This window comes from Gilliamella sp. Nev3-1 (genome assembly GCF_001690435.1).
Taxonomy (GTDB): Bacteria; Pseudomonadota; Gammaproteobacteria; order Enterobacterales; family Orbaceae; genus Gilliamella; species Gilliamella apicola_C.
This window is the reverse complement of sequence record NZ_LZHN01000030.1, coordinates 1-17589: the sequence shown is the minus strand read 5'-3', so window position 1 is coordinate 17589 and position 17589 is coordinate 1. Positions and strand designations below refer to the sequence as shown.

At 37.6% G+C, this 17589-nt stretch carries 24 protein-coding genes; all 24 read right to left on the bottom strand.

Annotated elements, in window-relative coordinates; genetic code table 11:
* Nucleotides 1-55: 55 nt before the first annotated feature.
* The 24 genes from A9G40_RS05550 to A9G40_RS05445 all read right to left on the bottom strand — a co-directional run bounded on the left by A9G40_RS05550 (nucleotide 56) and on the right by A9G40_RS05445 (nucleotide 17502).
* On the bottom strand, nucleotides 56-3058 hold the full coding sequence (locus tag A9G40_RS05550; RefSeq protein WP_065582241.1) for a tape measure protein: 3003 nt from the start codon (nucleotides 3056-3058) through the stop codon (nucleotides 56-58).
* A gap of 78 nt (nucleotides 3059-3136) precedes the next feature.
* Nucleotides 3137-3862, bottom strand: a complete 726-nt coding sequence (locus A9G40_RS05545; protein ID WP_065582240.1) for a hypothetical protein — start codon at nucleotides 3860-3862, stop codon at nucleotides 3137-3139.
* Nucleotides 3863-3865: 3 nt separating this feature from the next.
* Nucleotides 3866-5122, bottom strand: coding sequence for an AAA family ATPase (locus A9G40_RS05540; protein WP_218057945.1), 1257 nt, complete (start codon nucleotides 5120-5122; stop codon nucleotides 3866-3868).
* A gap of 23 nt (nucleotides 5123-5145) precedes the next feature.
* The gene (locus tag A9G40_RS05535; protein ID WP_065582239.1) at nucleotides 5146-5727 is read right to left on the bottom strand and encodes a DUF6246 family protein; all 582 of its coding nucleotides are present in this window, start codon (nucleotides 5725-5727) and stop codon (nucleotides 5146-5148) included.
* Between the two features lies 1 nt (nucleotide 5728).
* Entirely contained in the window at nucleotides 5729-6208 is a 480-nt protein-coding gene (locus A9G40_RS05530) for a phage tail tube protein (RefSeq protein WP_065582238.1), read from the bottom strand.
* Between the two features lie 10 nt (nucleotides 6209-6218).
* A complete protein-coding gene (locus A9G40_RS05525; RefSeq protein ID WP_065582237.1) occupies nucleotides 6219-6602 on the bottom strand; it encodes a phage tail termination protein in 384 nt (127 codons plus the stop codon).
* Complete coding sequence (locus tag A9G40_RS05520) at nucleotides 6599-6997, bottom strand: hypothetical protein (RefSeq protein ID WP_065582236.1); 399 nt, start codon at nucleotides 6995-6997, stop codon at nucleotides 6599-6601. Before A9G40_RS05520 ends, A9G40_RS05525 begins: the two co-directional genes overlap by 4 nt.
* Nucleotides 6997-7350 carry a hypothetical protein gene (locus A9G40_RS05515; protein WP_065582235.1) on the bottom strand — a complete coding sequence of 118 codons (354 nt, stop codon included), beginning with the start codon at nucleotides 7348-7350 and terminating at the stop codon, nucleotides 6997-6999. The genes A9G40_RS05520 and A9G40_RS05515 overlap by 1 nt, the downstream gene beginning before the upstream one ends.
* Nucleotides 7343-7726 (bottom strand): DUF7370 family protein, encoded by a 384-nt coding sequence (locus A9G40_RS05510; protein WP_065582234.1) that lies wholly within the window; start codon nucleotides 7724-7726, stop codon nucleotides 7343-7345. The genes A9G40_RS05515 and A9G40_RS05510 overlap by 8 nt, the downstream gene beginning before the upstream one ends.
* A 2-nt stretch (nucleotides 7727-7728) precedes the next feature.
* On the bottom strand, nucleotides 7729-8061 hold the full coding sequence (locus tag A9G40_RS05505) for a hypothetical protein (protein WP_065582233.1): 333 nt from the start codon (nucleotides 8059-8061) through the stop codon (nucleotides 7729-7731).
* Nucleotides 8062-8064: 3 nt separating this feature from the next.
* Nucleotides 8065-9135 (bottom strand): major capsid protein, encoded by a 1071-nt coding sequence (locus A9G40_RS05500; RefSeq protein ID WP_065582232.1) that lies wholly within the window; start codon nucleotides 9133-9135, stop codon nucleotides 8065-8067.
* A 9-nt stretch (nucleotides 9136-9144) separates the two neighbouring features.
* Complete coding sequence (locus A9G40_RS05495) at nucleotides 9145-9573, bottom strand: hypothetical protein (protein WP_065582231.1); 429 nt, start codon at nucleotides 9571-9573, stop codon at nucleotides 9145-9147.
* Nucleotides 9573-10742 carry a DUF2213 domain-containing protein gene (locus A9G40_RS05490; RefSeq protein ID WP_065582230.1) on the bottom strand — a complete coding sequence of 390 codons (1170 nt, stop codon included), beginning with the start codon at nucleotides 10740-10742 and terminating at the stop codon, nucleotides 9573-9575. The genes A9G40_RS05495 and A9G40_RS05490 overlap by 1 nt, the downstream gene beginning before the upstream one ends.
* A gap of 61 nt (nucleotides 10743-10803) precedes the next feature.
* On the bottom strand, nucleotides 10804-10977 hold the full coding sequence (locus A9G40_RS14930) for a hypothetical protein (RefSeq protein WP_174798208.1): 174 nt from the start codon (nucleotides 10975-10977) through the stop codon (nucleotides 10804-10806).
* Nucleotides 10974-12524, bottom strand: coding sequence for a phage minor head protein (locus A9G40_RS05485; protein WP_065582229.1), 1551 nt, complete (start codon nucleotides 12522-12524; stop codon nucleotides 10974-10976). The genes A9G40_RS14930 and A9G40_RS05485 overlap by 4 nt, the downstream gene beginning before the upstream one ends.
* Before the next feature lie 37 nt (nucleotides 12525-12561).
* A complete protein-coding gene (locus A9G40_RS05480) occupies nucleotides 12562-14010 on the bottom strand; it encodes an anti-CBASS protein Acb1 family protein (protein ID WP_081302163.1) in 1449 nt (482 codons plus the stop codon).
* A gap of 2 nt (nucleotides 14011-14012) precedes the next feature.
* On the bottom strand, nucleotides 14013-15242 hold the full coding sequence (locus tag A9G40_RS05475) for a PBSX family phage terminase large subunit (protein WP_065582228.1): 1230 nt from the start codon (nucleotides 15240-15242) through the stop codon (nucleotides 14013-14015).
* 5 nt (nucleotides 15243-15247) lie between these two features.
* Nucleotides 15248-15643, bottom strand: a complete 396-nt coding sequence (locus tag A9G40_RS05470) for a DNA-packaging protein (RefSeq protein WP_065582227.1) — start codon at nucleotides 15641-15643, stop codon at nucleotides 15248-15250.
* Between the two features lie 9 nt (nucleotides 15644-15652).
* On the bottom strand, nucleotides 15653-15850 hold the full coding sequence (locus tag A9G40_RS05465; protein WP_065582226.1) for a hypothetical protein: 198 nt from the start codon (nucleotides 15848-15850) through the stop codon (nucleotides 15653-15655).
* A 33-nt stretch (nucleotides 15851-15883) separates the two neighbouring features.
* Nucleotides 15884-16219 (bottom strand): hypothetical protein, encoded by a 336-nt coding sequence (locus A9G40_RS05460; RefSeq protein ID WP_065582225.1) that lies wholly within the window; start codon nucleotides 16217-16219, stop codon nucleotides 15884-15886.
* Between the two features lie 58 nt (nucleotides 16220-16277).
* The gene (gene lysC, locus A9G40_RS15795; protein ID WP_442902713.1) at nucleotides 16278-16508 is read right to left on the bottom strand and encodes an Rz1-like lysis system protein LysC; all 231 of its coding nucleotides are present in this window, start codon (nucleotides 16506-16508) and stop codon (nucleotides 16278-16280) included.
* Nucleotides 16417-16764, bottom strand: coding sequence for a DUF2570 domain-containing protein (locus A9G40_RS05455; protein ID WP_065582224.1), 348 nt, complete (start codon nucleotides 16762-16764; stop codon nucleotides 16417-16419). Before A9G40_RS05455 ends, lysC begins: the two co-directional genes overlap by 92 nt.
* Nucleotides 16761-17204 (bottom strand): D-Ala-D-Ala carboxypeptidase family metallohydrolase, encoded by a 444-nt coding sequence (locus A9G40_RS05450; RefSeq protein WP_065582152.1) that lies wholly within the window; start codon nucleotides 17202-17204, stop codon nucleotides 16761-16763. The genes A9G40_RS05455 and A9G40_RS05450 overlap by 4 nt, the downstream gene beginning before the upstream one ends.
* Nucleotides 17197-17502 carry a phage holin, lambda family gene (locus A9G40_RS05445; RefSeq protein ID WP_081302152.1) on the bottom strand — a complete coding sequence of 102 codons (306 nt, stop codon included), beginning with the start codon at nucleotides 17500-17502 and terminating at the stop codon, nucleotides 17197-17199. Before A9G40_RS05445 ends, A9G40_RS05450 begins: the two co-directional genes overlap by 8 nt.
* Nucleotides 17503-17589: the final 87 nt, after the last annotated feature.

Here is a 17589-nt window from a genome sequence, read left to right as displayed (position 1 = left end):
ACCATTCTCCTTAAATAATTATTTAAGTTAATGGTATGAAATTTTGTCCATTAGATCAACGATGATTTAGCAGCCCTCCTGGTCTTTGTTCTTCTTGAATTACACTTCTGAGCGCTTGTTTCAGCATTCTAGCTGTCTCGTTAGCTGCTTCTTTATTGTCTTGCCCGTCACCAAAAGAGATGTTTTGAGTGATATTATTTATAATAGTTTTACCAGCCGATCCTCGTGATAACTTGTTGGACGGGATAACTTCACCATTTTTATTTGGTATCATGTATTGCTTTCCGTGTGCGACAAACAATTCAGGTTCTCCGCTTTCGTTAACCCTATAAGCTTTCCCAACATCAACACCACCACCTCGAAGTCTTCCCCCTCCGTATGTAATACCTTTTAACGTAGACAAAACTTGTCCACCCGCGCTTGCTACTGCTGCCATGTTTGCCATTTTTGCAGCAGTGGTCGTTGCTGTCTGATCGTTCATCGCTTTCATGATTGCAGAGTTTAAATTAAGCATCGCATCAGCTATCGCAAAGCCTTTGCTGATTGCAAAAAGCGCTTTATATGCTGAGCTTGATTCACCAGCAAAAGCTCCTAGCATATCAGCCATTCCACCGAATAAGTCAGATGATGATTTTAGTATTGCTCTTGTAGACTGTAGCTTAGCTTCTGCTGCTTCATCTTCAAGTTTTTTTCGTTTATCAACAGCATCTTGAGTTATCGCAGTTAAAGCATCTTGATAAGTTTGCTCATTTGCAAGCCCCGTTTCTCGCCATTTGCTTAATTTATCTAACTTCTCTTGCTCGTCAATGTCGATTTGCTCAAGAGGTGATTTTTTATTGTAGATTTCTTGTTTTGCAAAATCTTCACCTGCTTGCGAATTTTGCAAGTTTTCTTGCTCTTGAATTAATCGCTTTAATTCATCAGCCTGAGCTTTCGTTGCTTTTGTGCCAATTTGCTGGCTAATTGCTAATGCTTTCGCTTCAACCGTCATTCCTTTGGCTTCTAACTTAGCAACTTCTAGCTGATTTTTAAGATTTTTTATTTCTTCTGCATAAGTTCTTGTTGTGCCTCGTCCGCTTTTTTTACTAGAGTTTAGTTTTTCGTTTGCGTCAAACATTTTACCTAACGCGTTAAGTAAAGGCTCTAATGTTTTTCTTACTTCATCTGACATGTCAGCCCATTCGGCGGTTCCATTGATAAGTCCAAGTAAGGCAACTTTATACTTATCGGATTCATCTCCCAGTTCACTTAAAGCATTTTCATAAATATAAGCAGCTTTTTTAGCACCGCTAAGCTTCATTTCTGAAATTTCAAGCTCAGTTGAAAGAGATTTTATTTTTTCATCAATTTTTGTCTTTGTAGTTTTATCGAGTGAATCAATAAATTTATCCGTTTTTTGTGTCGCCTGCTGTGTCGGTCCCGTTAATGCTCCTAGCGCGTTTTTATAACTTTGTAGTTTGCCTGTCAGTTTTTGAGTAGATTGAGAAAATGTATCAATGTCAGACTTTAATTTTCTAATCTCTTTTTCTAGCCGATCAAGCCCCTTTTCACCGACATATCCTTTGACAATAGCTTCGTTTCTATCTTTTTTATAACTTTCAAGTTTTTTCAGCTCGGATTGAGCTTTTTTTGTCTGCTTTTCAACTAAACTCAAGTCATCATTGATCTGATCTATTTGATTTGCGAGCTGATTTGCGCTTAAATCTTTCAGAGAATCATTTACATCATCAATTGCACTAGCAAAGTCTAGCGCTTTTTGCTTGGCTTCATTTGCTTTGCTCGCCCAAGTCATTAACGCACCAGCAGCCATGATCGCAATTCCTGCTGGCCCACCAAGCAAGCTTAGCCCTCCTTTTAGTAAGTTAACAGCTGTATTAGCTCTAGCTGTAGCTGCTGATAATGCATTTTTGGTCACAGTCTCGGCTTTATCTAATGCAATCATTTTTGCTTGTATAGCCGACATTCTATTTGCTTGAATAATGCGATCTTCAACTGATTTTGCAGCTCGATAATTCGCTTCAGCAAATTGCAGTGAAATAGATAAACTCTGACGTTCTATATCAATTCGTTTTAATTCTGCTCTAGCTAACTCTACTTCTTCTTTAGTTTCGTTTCTAGAAGCTATCGCTGATGCAATTTTTGCTCTTGTGGCTGCGGTCAACGATGTTAAATATCGTCCAGCAAGAATTGCCGACAAGAAACCAGCACAACCGATAAGCACATTCATATTTTCAGCAAGCATTTTTATGCCACTAACTAAATGTTGAGTTGCTCCTGTTGTGTTATCTAGTGAACCTAATACCTCTTTTAAGCGATTAGTGAAATGATTAGAGGCATCACCAAGATTATTACGCATATTATCAGCAAGTGCCGCGGTTTCATCTTGTGCCGCTATCATCGCATCAGTAAAGTCTGACATAGATAACTTGCCATCAGAAGCCATTTGTCTAACTTCTGCTTCTGTTTTCTTTAATCGTTTACCTAAAGTTTTAAGCACGCTCGGCATAGCTGCGAATACTGACATCGCATCAATACCAGCTAACTTACCTTTCATTTGCGCTTTGGTTAGCGCATTGATAGCAGATTCTGCGCTTATTGCGTTAGTTTTATTGATTGTAAATAAGTTAGATAGCGTATCAATATAAGATAGCGTACCCTGCGTACTATATCCTAGTTCGCTCATTGAATTTGAAAGGCGTACATATAACTCGGTGGATTCTTCTATGGTGCGACCGTTTCGGTTTGATGTTGTCATAAGCTGTTCTTGAACATCTTTTAACGCCATTCCAGCTAATCCAGTATTTTTTAGTCTATCTTCTAAATCTTGCCAAGCATTAGCATAAGCAAAAACTTGATTAGTAACTAAAGCAGCAACAACACCTTTTGCTACTTGAGTTAATTTACCCATTGAACCATTTAACGAATTTACCGACCTATCTGTTTCGTTAAACCTCTCTTGCGCTCTTTTGTTAAAACTAGACACTTGTTTATCGGCTGTTAATAAAGCCCCTGTTTTGGCGTCAATTGTGTAATATATACTTCCTGCTTCAAATGACATAAAAACCTCTTATAGAAATTTAGGTAATAAAAAACCACCCGAAGGTGGTTTAATTGAATTTGGTTGGTTAACGATAAGTTATCTAGAGTCTAGGGCTATTTTTTTGCAGGTTTCATACATTTCATTAAGATCATCATCCCATAAGTCATTATCGATTAAAACTTGTTTGATTATTTTTGTATCTTTGTTATTAAGCAAAGTAAAAGCGAGAAAAGCAGAAAAAGCTTTATCTGGTTGGCACAGTTCCAGTGTTGTGATCATATTATTTCTAACATAATCAATATTACTTTTATTATTAACTAAATCGTCTATATATTTATTTATACGATTTGAAGCCTCGAATCTTGATTGCAACAATCGTTCATAGTCATTTAAAGCCAATTTTTTAATAGTATTGTCACCTTTTGAGCCTGCATTTTCTTTTGGATACAAACGACAAGCTTGAATAGATAAATGTAATTTAGGATCATCCTCATAAGGATTTATAATAGGTGTTATAACAACATCCAAACTCCCCTTTCTGAGATTACACCTTTTACATGAAGGTAACAAATTATCCCAATTTACGACTTCATCAGGATATCGTTTTTTACATTTAAAATGCTCAACTTCAACGTATGAATCTTCAATCTGTAATTGACATTCACAATAAGCGCATTTAGAGTTGCTGCTTTCTAATAATCGCTCCTTTATTTTTTCGTGATTCCATACAGTATCAGAATTAGACTTATACCTTTCTATTAGTTCTTGAACTTTATCATCGCTTAAGTAATCGGGTTTTTTCCCTTTTTCTAACTTAATCATGGATTAACCCTTAAGCCCATCCAATTGCATTTTAAAAAGTGCTCTTAAAGGGTATGTAGGATGAAGTAATTTATCTAATTCGTTATGAGCTTCAGTAGCAGCTTTTATATCATTATCATCTAGCGCCCTACTAAATTTTGTGTAAACTTCCCTATATTTTTCTGTTCGAACATCTCTCATACCCATTACATCAGTAAGAATTTCCTCAACTGTCCATCCTTTAAAGCCATGTGGGGCGATATCTAAGGTTCTTTTTTCTAAATGACCATTCTGCCCAGATAAAGCTATAACTTCGTTCGCCTCGGCGGTTTGAATAACGTGAGGGCTATGCGTACTGATGATAAATTGGGCTTTCGGAAATGTTTTTGTAAGAACGCTGCAAATTTTACCTTGCCATTCAGGATGAAGATGTAACTCTATCTCATCAATTAGAATAATTCCATTAAAGTCTGATGCTAAAACATTGTTGTTTTGGAATCGATATTCAATTTCTTTAATTATGCCCAATAAAATAAATAAAATAGACCTAAATCCAGAAGATAAAAGCTCAAAATATATTTCTCCTGTAGGTGTTTTTACAATTATCTCATTTTGAGTAGTGGTTTTATAAAATGTAACCTTATTATCAAGTAACGAAAAACAGCTTATTGCTAATTTAATGTTTTCTTGTTGAACATCAGTTAAATTATTAGCATGCGCGCTATGCAAATATCTAGAAACAAACCATTGTTTTATATCATTATTATCTAAACCTTCAGCGTTTTCCGATGTTCTATTGGTAACGTCTGGGTCTGAATTAATACTACTTTCTCGCCTATATTTAAAAACGCGATTAACTTTTAAATATAGTAAATTGAAATTTGCATTTTCATCATCATTAACACATTCCCATTTTGTATAGGTAAGATTTGTATATTTTTTCTTTATTGGTCGCGAAATTACTTTTCCATCTACTGAGCTTTTTATGCATCCTTGCTCAAAACCTGATTTAACACTAATAGATATCGGTTCATAACCTGAAAACAATGATGCAATTGAATCCAAAATATTTGTTTTACCTATCCCGTTTTCACCGCAAATAATATTTAAGTTGGGGTCAAAACTATCTAACGACAAGCTAGATATACCGCCAACATTTTCTATTTTTAGTGATTCAATTTTCATTGCATTATCCTGTTTATTTTTATCGTCAGAATAATAGCATAATATTTCGATAAGTTGATCATTAAATGATCTCTTAAAGGTGATGGATTTTTTCATATTATTAATAAACCAAGAAGAAATTAGAGGGTTAATCCGACAATAGAATCCGCATAAGACATAGCTGAGTCATAGTCATCTTGTGAAATGATATCTTTATCGTTAGTAGGAAATTTCGCTTCCATGGCTTCTTGAAAAGCGGTCATTGACATGTTCCATGCGTCAAATTCACTCATCCCCAAATGAGCAACTGCCATATAAACAAATTTTTTGGCATGAAATTCATTGCTATAGCTTGCATCTTCGCTAGTTTTTTTAGGCGAAACATCACCGATTAAGCCGTGCTTTAACAAATGCTGAGATAGAATCAATTTATCTTCAACAGGTATTGCCGCCTCAATATTAACCAACTTGTCTTCGCCTTTGAGATAACCAGTAATAACAGAACAATCCGTTGTACAACAAGCCTCAAGTATTTTGTCAGCGCATTCTATAACGGATGTGAAATTGTCATTATTTATTTCGCCAAAAATTATAGAAAAAATCTCAACTATTTCATCTGGTTTACCAATCTTTGTCATGTTAAAAAAAGACGGGATAAATAAATAATCAGTTTCTTTATGATGAATTATAAATTCCCCAATGTCCTTTATTACTGGTTTCATTCTACGTCCTTTTTGGTGGAATAACTGTTCTAGTCACGTTATTTGCGCTAGTACCCTCAATAGACCATGTGCATACATCATCATACGGGTATTCTTCGGTTAATGAGGACAACAAATAGCACCCCTCGATCACTCTGTTAATAGTTGGATTGACAATTTTAATCCAAGCATATGGTTGCCCGTCAGTGTCCTGTGATGGGCTTTCAATGTGATCTAATAAGGCACTTTGATTCTGGATGTCATCACCTCGAGAAATACCGTCAAATGACACTGTCTTTTCCTTGGTTGTAACCATTGATTCAGTTGTACCATCTTCGGATGTATCGGCTGTAACATCAATTGTGTTCCAATTCACGCCTCGTGACTTACCCCGAATCATTCCCAACCGCTTATAATCCGCATCATTTGGTTTTTTGTCTGGATTACCGATTGAATAATAAACACCGACCTTTCGACCAGTTCCTGCATTGCTTTTAGCCATAATGTACCTCTTATCTTGATATAATCATTTGAGCAGTAAATTCGAAAATAAACCGCCCTTCTTCTGTGTTTGATTGCGTTATTCCGCCGATTGGGTTCATTGAAATAACATTATTAGATTCAAAATCATCTAGCATAAACTGCCTGATTTCATCCGCTCTATCATTAACTGCTACAATATTCGAATCATTAATCGCTGAAATAATTACAATCCTAAAATAATCTCGTGTTACTGCTTCGCTGGCATTACCTCCGCCAGCAGGGACGATCACAATATATCTATTGGATTTTGTATTTTTTACTTCAACCCACTTCCGAAATTGTAAGATGTAATCATCAAGTAAATTATGTGAATTTAGCCAGTCTTTGATTGAGTTATATGTATCAGAAATCATATTTTGTAACCATCTTTAATAACTTGCTCAATAGCCTGCTTTCCGTCCCTTTCAAAACCCTTTTCAACAAAGTGAGGTTCTGCGTTGGGAGACCAATAATCCCCCTGAGATTTCTTACCGGTACGCTTACCTTTTGCTGTACCTTTGGCATTGTTAACAAATGCTGCGTAATTAGCAGTATAACCAACTCGACCAGTCCAGCCTTTTGGTATTGGTTTTAGTTCTCTATACTGCGAATTAATTAGCGTTGAAGTGTCTCTAGGTGTGATTGGAGCTACAAAAGACATACCAACAATCATAATTTGCTGGATAATTCTTTGAGTTCTGATGTTGGCAATTTCATTAGTTATCTTTTGAATATTTCTGTTCACCTTTGAAACGCCTTTAACTACCATTATGTAACTACCTCGTAATCTGGGATTTCACCAAAAACGCTCATGTCATATTCAAGCACAAACTTCACTTGTTCAGCGTTTGAGGCTTCTAACTGTAATGAAGTTTTATCGCCTTTTACTATGAAGTCACCCTGCTTAATTCGATTGTCTTCGGTGTAAAAAGTTGTTTTTCTTACCCTTTCAACCCCTAAGGAATCAATGTAAGCACCTAATGCGTTTGGCGCTTCATCTTTCCATGTGCATTTCACCAAATAAGGTTGACCATAAGTATCAACATTGTTTTCTCCGTCGTATCCCATGTGAGGATATACGGTTGCAACATTTGTATAGCCCCAATTCGCTGTATTACTCATCCCTACCTCCAACAACTAAAAAAAATGATTTTTTTGAGCAAGAAATATCTAGACAATCAGTACAGCCGTGGACATCAAGATTTTTTAGCAATGAGTACATGGATTTAAAACCCACATCATCATATTTAAATGACCTTGACGCACCGCTTGGTGCTGATTGTGATGCGATTTTTCTTGCTCCTTGCATTTGAGCCAGTAAGCAAGCGGAATAAATCAATATTAAAAGCTGATCGGCTTCTGAATAACCATGAGCTACCAAGCAATCACTGATTGAGTTGACTTTTTTAAGGATTGCATCAATAACTAAGCTCGGTACAGAATAACCAAGCTCTGATAACATTTGATTAACGTCTTCTGCGGTTACCTGTACCGTCATCTTTATTCTCCTAATTTAGCAAGAGCCACGCTATAAATACGCTTAGCAAAATCAGCTTTCACCTCGCCTTTCTCTTGAGTTACATCCAAATTATTTGCTTCGACAAACTCTTTTAGTCCATCAACAGTCAACTTGCTAAGGTCAACATCTTTATCTTCTATTTTTAGAATTAAAAGAGTTTCTGGGGGTGTGATTTTAATATCCTCAATAACAATTACACACCCAACAAACGCTGGCGGTATATCCTTGACCTTAAACTCATGCCCGATAGGTAGTTCAGCCACTGCACCATCAATGCGGCCGAAACAGCCGCGTTTAGTTACTCGCAATTTCATTGATTACCCCCTTGCATTAAACACTTTGCTTTTGCCGTTAAAGTCTCGTTTGATTTGTAAACCAAATGCCGACCAAACCAATGTTTGATAATTATCATGTGGGTTGATTCGCTGCTTCATGAATGAACCGATTGGTGCTGCAATACGTGTTTTGATGTATTGAGCGTTACGAACGTAACCAATAAAGTGATTGCCTTTTAACTCAAATGTTTTGGTGAATGAACCAATGTGCGCTGAGTAACGTAAAATATAGTCTTTTACTGTCCCCTCTTTAAATCCATTTGAATTAGAGTAAGGAAGATTTAAACGGCGCTCAATTTCAGGAGAGATAAAGACTTTTAATTGTTCTGACACTAAATTGGCATCAAGAATGACTACAAAGTCTTTTGTGAAGAAATTAATAATATCGTCGTTACTTGTTGAGGTAGAAGTTAAATCAATATTTAAACCAGACGCACTTAAATCCACTTGATTTGTATGTGGATGATTAGTGATACCTTTACCCTCAAAGTTTTGTACTTTGATTTTTTCATCACCCGTTAAAATGTATTGCGCCATATCTTGGCGTAATGCTGCAACTGCCGCTTCTTGGTCATCTGACATTGCGTCGATGTTTTCAGTTTGCAAGCCTAACCATTCACGCCATTCACGAGCATAGCCTGTTTTAAAAATTGGCACAGGGTCGCCGTAATGGTCATAAACAACCTTATCTAGCGTTTCTGGCTCTTGTCCTGACATTGAGCGATTAACATATCCTGCATCGCTTGAAACGCGATATAGTGCCGCTGTTTTACCAATAGAGATAGGCGTACCTAACGATAATAAATCATCAAGTAATGGCGCGCCCTCGTCATCACGAATAACACGGGTAGTCACGTTATCCACTTCACGCCAGTAATCTTGGGTTAAGATTGCGGCTTGATTAACTTCAATAGCATTGCCGTGTGTTGCGCTCATTTGGTTTTGAGCGTTATTAAAGATTTGACGGCTTGCTTTTAACTGATTCCAAGCCTGTGCTACTTGAGCGGAATTGGTAATTAATTTTTTATTAAAAATAATCTTTTCGTTCTTCATTATTGCTCCTTAAGCTTTACGAACTCGAACTTGTTCAGCGGTTGCGCCAACGGTATAGGTTTCAAATGCATAGAACAGCACCGCATCAGTACCACTTGCTTTTTTTAGTGTACCGTCACCGTTAGATGTTAATTTGTCGCCAACTGTTAACGCTTCATCTGCTTTTACTAAAACATGGTAAGTAACATCATCTTCACAAATAATGGCGATGCCTGATGTGTCATTAGGTACATTGTCACGGATATCATGGCCACCCAGATAATCATTTGTGATGACTAATGCTTGGGTTTGCTCACCTGCTGCCGAATGTTTCATTAACTTATTGTTAACCACAGCAACCAAAGAGCATGGCGCAATCGCTTCACCTGTTTTTAAGTCAATTGTTTGTGGGTCGTTTTTGCGTGCTGGACCACCAATCACGGTTTTAAATCGAATCATTACTCTGGAGCCTCCATATTTAATAGTGAATTATCTGAATTATTAGCAAAACCACCGCTAATAGGCGCTGTTTTAACGCACTGTGCGTATAAGGCATCTAACGGCTCACCAGATAGCGCATTTACCGCAGTTTGTGTCATGTTGAACTTGTTTTTTACTGCTTCTCGCTTAACTGAGAGTTCTTTTTCTGTGTTGGCATTTACTGCTAATTCCAGACTTGAAACCTTATTCATCAATGCTTTTGCCCATGCTGGCGCATCTTCGGCATTAGTTGCATTTTTCTTTTCCTGTTCAGCTTTTTTCTTTTCTTCTTCCTCAGAAGTTTTCTTTTTCTCAATCGCTTCTTTGGTTGTTTGCTCGTTATAAGCCTTTAACAGTTGCTCATCTGATAAGCCATCGGTCTTAATACCTGCAGCATTTAGAGCTAGTAAGATTTTTTCTTTCATTAAGTCTTCTTCCTCTTTTTGATTAAATTTAAATACGCTTAAAACCTCTTTAATGGTTTTACTAATTACATTGCTTATTGAATCTTCTGAACACTCAATAAGGCTTACATTTTCAATTGGCGATTTTTCACCGTTGGAGTTAACAAAAATACCCACTCCGTCATCTGGCGTGGCAGCACCTTGTTTGTCAGGTAATATTGCGACATGATCGAACTTCATGTTTCGAGCTATTGACTTGTACCGTTTACCTTTTGATGTGCCTGATTGATTATCTGGCGTGTAAGTTAGCCCAGTTGACACGTGAATCGGTGTGGTATTTTTTCCGCTCATCATGTCATCAAGTCGATTTACAAGCATTCGCCCCTTTTCAGTGCTTTCAGCAAATTTTCTATCGATATAGGCATCCATTAAGACTTTATCGTTAGATTTACGAACATTTCTGCCCCAAGCACCAATATAGAAGTTATTAATAGCTTGAGGGTTTAATGCAGAAACGTGCTCGTTATTTATTCGTGGATGGTCAAGTGGCATTAAATTATCATTTAATGTCATGTACGATTTGTTAATTTCATCTGCCGGATAGAAAATTCCGTTCATGACAATATCATCCACGATAGGGACCACATCATTGATAACAATGTGCTCTTTCCCGTCAATGATTTGCGTTGATATTTTGGATTTACTATTAACGACAGATAAAACATTTACACTTTTAAGTGTCATGCTTTACCTCGTGTGGATTTTAGATATAAAAAAACCGCCAGAGGGCGGTTCAGTGAATTAATTACTCATTCCTTATAACAAACAGAGATTCAGCAAAACTCGCTAACATGCGCCTTTCCGTTTTGTCGGCAGCTTGGTCGATAATTTGTTGCAATTGTTCCTCTGCGTCATCAGGAAGTGGCTCGGTGTTAATCAGTTTAGTTGCTTGCTCAACTAATAAATCAAACTTATTCATTTAATGCCCTTATCTAACGATTGGAAAAATTTAAATAGTTCTGCATGTAGTCTTTTTTTAGCTTCTATGCGATTTTCAATATACAACGAAAACGCCTCAGCGACAAATTCTCGTTTGTTACGTTGAGCATACTTACTAATTGCGTGTGCCCAACCTCGTCCCCACAATTTCTTAATGATATTATCAATTTCTTCCTGGTGTTGATAATGTAATGCGTGTCCCATCTCATGAGCATAAACGCCTCTTGGAGTTGATACCGCTATCCACGGGATGTAATCCATTTCATGAATTATTTTAGCTAATTCTTCGTTATTAGTCTGACCAATCATATTTATAGAGCTTCGTTTATATCCATTTGCTTTACTTTTTAAATCCTCTTCTAACAACGCTTTTTTATCAACGCTATCAGATGTAATAAGCAATGCATTAGCTTTATGTGAATACGCAGCCAACATCTCTTTTGGAGGTTCTGGATATTTATAAATATCACCTGTTATTGTTCCAGCATACCTAAATTTAGGTAGGTTAAATCGTTCTTGAATTTCCGATACCAATTTCAGGCATGGTGCTAACTCTTTAGTATCAATATCTGGCGGTAGGTTTGAGGTTTCAGTAATGTGTTTTCTTGCCCATTCATTAGCGTCTTCAACAGAATTTAAGCTTTGCTGTTTCGGTTTGTTTTGTTCACGCCATTCATCAGATTCTTTCAATAATCTGTCAATACTTGCTTGATTATATGGATCACCTTTTTCATTAAGCAGCACCGCAACTTGAGCGCAATAACAATTGTATCGATTACCGCTTTCTTCATACCAATCAGCTACTTGTTCAACAGTATAAACCTTGCCGTGTCTATCGACATGTGTAGATCTAGAAGTAGGCTTTAAAGCAGACATATGTAATAAGCCTGTTTTTAACCCTAACTCCTCTTGAGTGCGTTTAGTTTCGTCCCATGTTGCTTGACGAAGTGCGCCTACTTGTTCAGTTTGCGCCAAGGCTTTAGCTCTGCTATATGAAACATCAATACGCTTACTGATAATATCGGCTGTTTCTCTCGGATTAATCCCTCGGGCTACAGCGCTACTTAAAACCGTACCTAAATCACTTTTTAGATTATCCGCAAGCCCTTTCCAGTCGTTGAATGTTGCTGTATATGCAAGCCCGATTCGGCGAATGTAAGCATCACTAAATAACAGTGATTCCAGTGATGTAGCTTGTGAATAAAGTGGTGATTGAGTGGATAGATTATGAAAAGTGCGATTAGTCCCCATTTGATACATATCAGCAACAAACTTACCTGCCCAAAACTTCTCAATACCGCCATCAATTAAGTTTTCATCAACAATTTCTTGAATGCGAGTTAACACCCTAGCAAGTTGATTGCCGTCAATAGTGTAATTAACACTAGCATTAACGACATAGAGTGTATTATCAACGAATATCGCTGTTTTAATCGGCTCTTTAGCATAGTGGCCTAAGCTTAATTCGATATGCTCAATAATTGATTGTTTGATTGTTTTGTAGCGTTTTTGTATTTCGCTACGCATTTGAAGAATTTGTTTATTTGATAGGGTGGGATTGGTTTTACTTCTCGGTAGTATCGGATTTTTCGGAATCGGTTTTATCAGTCTCGGCTTCTTCAATATCAATATCCTCTAAATCAGGATCAGGCTCATAACCGCCTGCATCTCGTATTTCATTCGGCGTGAACACTGGAATGCCCATCGATTGCTGCGCTTTTACATTAACATCAGACATTTTTAGCATAACCTCGATTCGATCGGCTTGGCTTGGAGCTAATAAATCTGACCATTTCAATGTCAATACGCCGTTTTTTAGCGGCTCAATAACTCTCAATTTGATTAAATGGTTAATCAGATTTTTAATTAATGCTGTTAAAAAACCGTTACGTCGTGACATGCCGCGTTTTGCGTAATCGGCCTTATCCTCATCAGATGCTAATCGCCCGGTTTGTTGACCAAAAATGATTGTAAATGGCATTCTCACCGACGCAGCAAAACTATTTGCTGAAACTGTCCAACCCGAACTCGGGTCAGCTGGTGAAACCGATAATATGTTAGCTGTAGCACCTGATGTGATTAGCGCGCTATCAGTGCCTGAATTTAGCAATGATATTTGTTTATTTAACGCATCAGCTGGTTGTTCAAATCCTCGTCTGCGCAACTCTCGCTCTAGCTCGTCCATATCGGTGTCTGCATCATAATTAACATGGACTTGACGACTAGCGTTTTTGAGGAATCCCTCAGCACTACCGCCAGAGTATTTCATCATGTCGATTAAATCGTTATAACCAACCTCTAGCTGTGATTCACCATCATCTATTGAGTTAATAACAGATGTTTCATTGAGGATAATTACGCGATCTGGATGTATCCTGCGCGATAAATTAGGTTTACCAGAGTTATTGCCGATAGACGCTTCATTAAATTGATACATCGTAACCTGCCCGTAGTTTTCGTCAGATTCATCATTATTCCACTCGCACGCAGTGAGTTGCTCCTCCCATGCGGGAATAATTTTAACGATAGCATCAACAGGATTTAATCTATTCATTACATTAACATCAACTGGCTCATCCCATTTTTTACCATCGCGCAGTTGAATAATTAACCCAGCGTAACGCCCTACAATTCCGCGTTTGTCCGCCTCAATAATTGACGGCCACAATTTGTCATTAAATAAATCAGTTACAATTTTTTCCCACGCAGTTAGTTTTGTATCCTGCTCTCGAATATCACCGTCAATGAATTTTGGATAATCCATCCAGCAAATATCACTCAATCGCTCAACAAAACCACGCGCCGCACTATTTCTTTTGTAGAGTTTATAATAATCATTAAAAGAGAGGTTTTCAGGATAGCCAAATTCGCGATCGATGTATGCCCGTTTGCTGTTATTCATCAACCCGTGTGACGCATATGCTAACCGTTGCCGTTGCACATCTAGGTTACTGTTAATCGCCATTTGCGCGCTATTTAACAGTTGTTCATCCGTTAATTTTGTATAACTCATTATTACCTCATGAATAGCCCTGCTGTTCGTTTATGTTTAATGTAACCATCCAGCGAATAACGTATCGCATCCCAACAATGATTGTTTTTATCCTCAATGATTGGTAGCACTTCATTAGTTACGCGGTCAGTTTTATAGCTGTATAACCGCGCCTCAGTTGCTGTGTGTTTACAGCGAGGATGGATAATGATTTTTTTAAACCCTCGCAGATATGCGATACCGTCCTCGACGCTACCCTGCCATTTTTTCGCTGCTGAGATATTGAAACCCTTGCGCTTGATGTGGCTAATAGTTTCAGGTCGTGAGCAGTCGCCTTTTATCGGCCATTTTCGAGACTCTGGCACTGAATCGTAAAAAGAACCCATCTCGTCTAGTTCGATATTCACGCCGTATGCTTCGTATTCGATGTATAGGCAATCATTGAGAATAAATGAGCGGATTAATGTGTTCGGGTCATTAGCAAAGCCAAAATCCGCACCAAATAGTAAGCGGTCGGATTTTTTATGTAGATTGTCATCAAACTCTTCAACAACATATCGCCCACTTAAAACCTGTTTATCTGAATTTTCGAGATATGCCCCTTCCCAAATCCACGCATATGATGCGTAATCTAGTCTGGCGAGGTCGTTCAACCGCTCTTGCTCTAACACATCAGGAAAAAACGGATTATCGTTATAATTCATCTCAACGATAACCGCATTTTCCGGCGGTGTTTGCCTGAATCTTATATCTGTTGGGCTTCCCTCTGTTTCGGGGTTCCACGTTACCCATATTTCGGAGTTAGTCTCACGAACCGTAGGGGTTAACTTTCGCCATGCGATTTCTGATGCGTTTTCCGCTTCATCAACCCAGCATAATAAAATTCTAGCTTTTGATTTAATACTGTCTAGATTATGACGTAAACCACAAAACACATAACTAACTAACCCGTTCTTTGTTCTGATATAGTTTTGCCCGATATCGTAATAATCAGCTAACCAATCAACCGAGCGAATGGCCTGTTTCACTTCTTCCATGCTTGAATCAGCTAGCGAGTTCATAAACTCACGGGCGCACAGTATTACACCACTTACCCCTGCTTCTGCAAATTGATAACCTTTAATCGCTGTCATTAAAGCAAATGAACGAGTTTTAGCACTACCTCGACCGCCATATGCGCCGCGATACCTAACATTTTCGGCTACAAACACAGATATCAATTTTTTAGGTAACTGTATTTGTGCTGTGGTCATAGTGTTTACTCTTTGGGTGTTACTAACTCTATTCGTGTTGGTTTTGGTGACATCGAGCCGTCGGATGATTGATGGTCTATTTCTTGTTTTTCGCTATAGCCATGATTAGATAGCATCAGCTTTGTAATAGTTGGATTGAATGAGCTAGTTAGCCCACCATTTATTAGTTTATTCTCTTGTAGTGTTTTAATTGCTTCTAGCGTGTCGGAAAACTCTTTGTTTTGTTTTGCGTATTCATACATTGATGACTTGTGCTTACCGAGATAACAAGCTAAGCCTGCAACACTTGGCACTACATCCCCAAATGTTTCGTAGCCCCCAAGTAAGTATTCTTTAGCCTTAATTAAACACTCGGCTAGTTCACTTGGGCGACCTACTTTTTTCTTTTCGCCCTTTTTCATAATCTTTCCTTAAATTAATAATTGAATTTGTGATTGCTCTTGTAGTTTTTGTATCCTATTTGTTAACTCTGGCTTTTTCTCTTTACCCCATCGCCTTAATAAGCGACCTGACATACTAGCCACATCTTTTTCTTTCATGTACTCAAGCATCAAATCGTTATGTTGCTTTATGTAGCTATTTTGCATTTTAATAAGCTGTTCATCCATCCAGTTAAGCGGTTTGATTGATAATGTATTCTATCATTTTTTATTTTTATCTTTATTAATACCCTTTGCTATAGCTAGGCTCACGACCGCAGTCGATACTATTTTGAGAGCACCTTTTAATATACCAGTTGTTGACCTACTGATGTCTTCACTACACCTAGGGCATAATTCATCATCATAAAAATCCCCAACAACAGTATAATTATAACAACCAGGCCAACGGCAAACATAGATAATCTTATAGCAAGAAGGGCATTGGCACTTATCTCTTCTTAATGTATTTTCCTCAATAACTATTGCTGAAACACTCTTTTCACAATAAGGGCACTTCCCACTTGCTTTCCTCTTAGTTTTGTTTTTTAGTTCCATAATTTAACTCCTTTCTAAGTAAATTTGTTAAATTATTATATTTTATTTCCACAAAAAGTTAATGGTTATTTTTGTTACTAATCTCCTTTATCGCCCTTTTATCTGCATTACACTTTTCAATAACATTTAATAAATGTTCGTTATATTTCAAACTATCGCCGAATGTCATTGATTTCGGAGGTAAATTTGGCAGACAATCACTGAGCAAGTTTGCTGGTATCGGTCGATTGACGTAGATTTTTCGCTCTGTTGTACAGGCTGTTAGAGATAACACTAGGAACACGCTCATTAGCACAGTCATTATTTTTAAGTTGCTCATTGATTCGCTCCTGACGTTCTAGCGATTGGTTTTCTAGCTCGCGTTTGCTTTGCTCATTATCTGCTATGATTTGATTGTTTTTAGCGATGTTCTGATTTAACTGTTCGATTTTTCCGAGCAGTTCATCGTTTGTTTTTTGAATTGCTTCTTTGTCTTTACACAAATTAACAATAACATAAATCATAAATGTAAAAATAATCGCTATTGCCGTGTATGTTTTATTCATTTTAAACCACTCAAATAAACCGTTTTACCGCCCTGCTTGGCTGCTGTTAACACTATTTGGCGATTATGTGTCGGACTAAAACCAATGTGCACCCATTGATTATGCTCTTGAATTAATTTATCGAACTGCACCCCAGCATCAACCAACTGTTGACAAATCTCTTTAGGCGTACCGAATGACGATTTAAAGTCTACCGCTAATCCCTTTGTGTGAGCGCTTGTTGCTACACCGCCAACTTTAGCATTTAGCGCAGGACAGCGATATCCAGACGTGATAATAATTGGCTTACCTAAAGCTTTTCTTACCAACTCCAGCTTAATAGCTGTTAATTGCACGTTGGGCATTAAATCAGCAGGCACAGAGTTATCAATTTTTAATCTACTAGCTGTTGTCGAGCGAGTAAACTCTTCTAGCGTAAAATGTTCAGTTAGCTTAGTCATCGTTGTTGTCAACCCTTTTTCTTAACATTGAATTTGATACTTGACGTAATTTATCAACACCTAAAAATCCAATTGCGCCACCAATAAACGGATTCATACTAACTGGTAAGCCAAAATAGTCTAGCCCACTGCTAGCAGCTAATGACAACGCACCACACAATAACGCTTCAACCCATTTACGGCGTCCGCCTACCCCGTCATATGTTAAACGACCGTAGGCTATAATGATGGATAGAATGACACCGTAAATTAATGGCGCATTCGATTGCAACCATTCCATGATTGATGATTTATACATGTTATTATTCTTCATATGAGTTAATAAGGTGACAGCGTACTAGCTATATTGAGTGGTGTGCGTGTCTAGCTTTGCTGTCGATTCTGT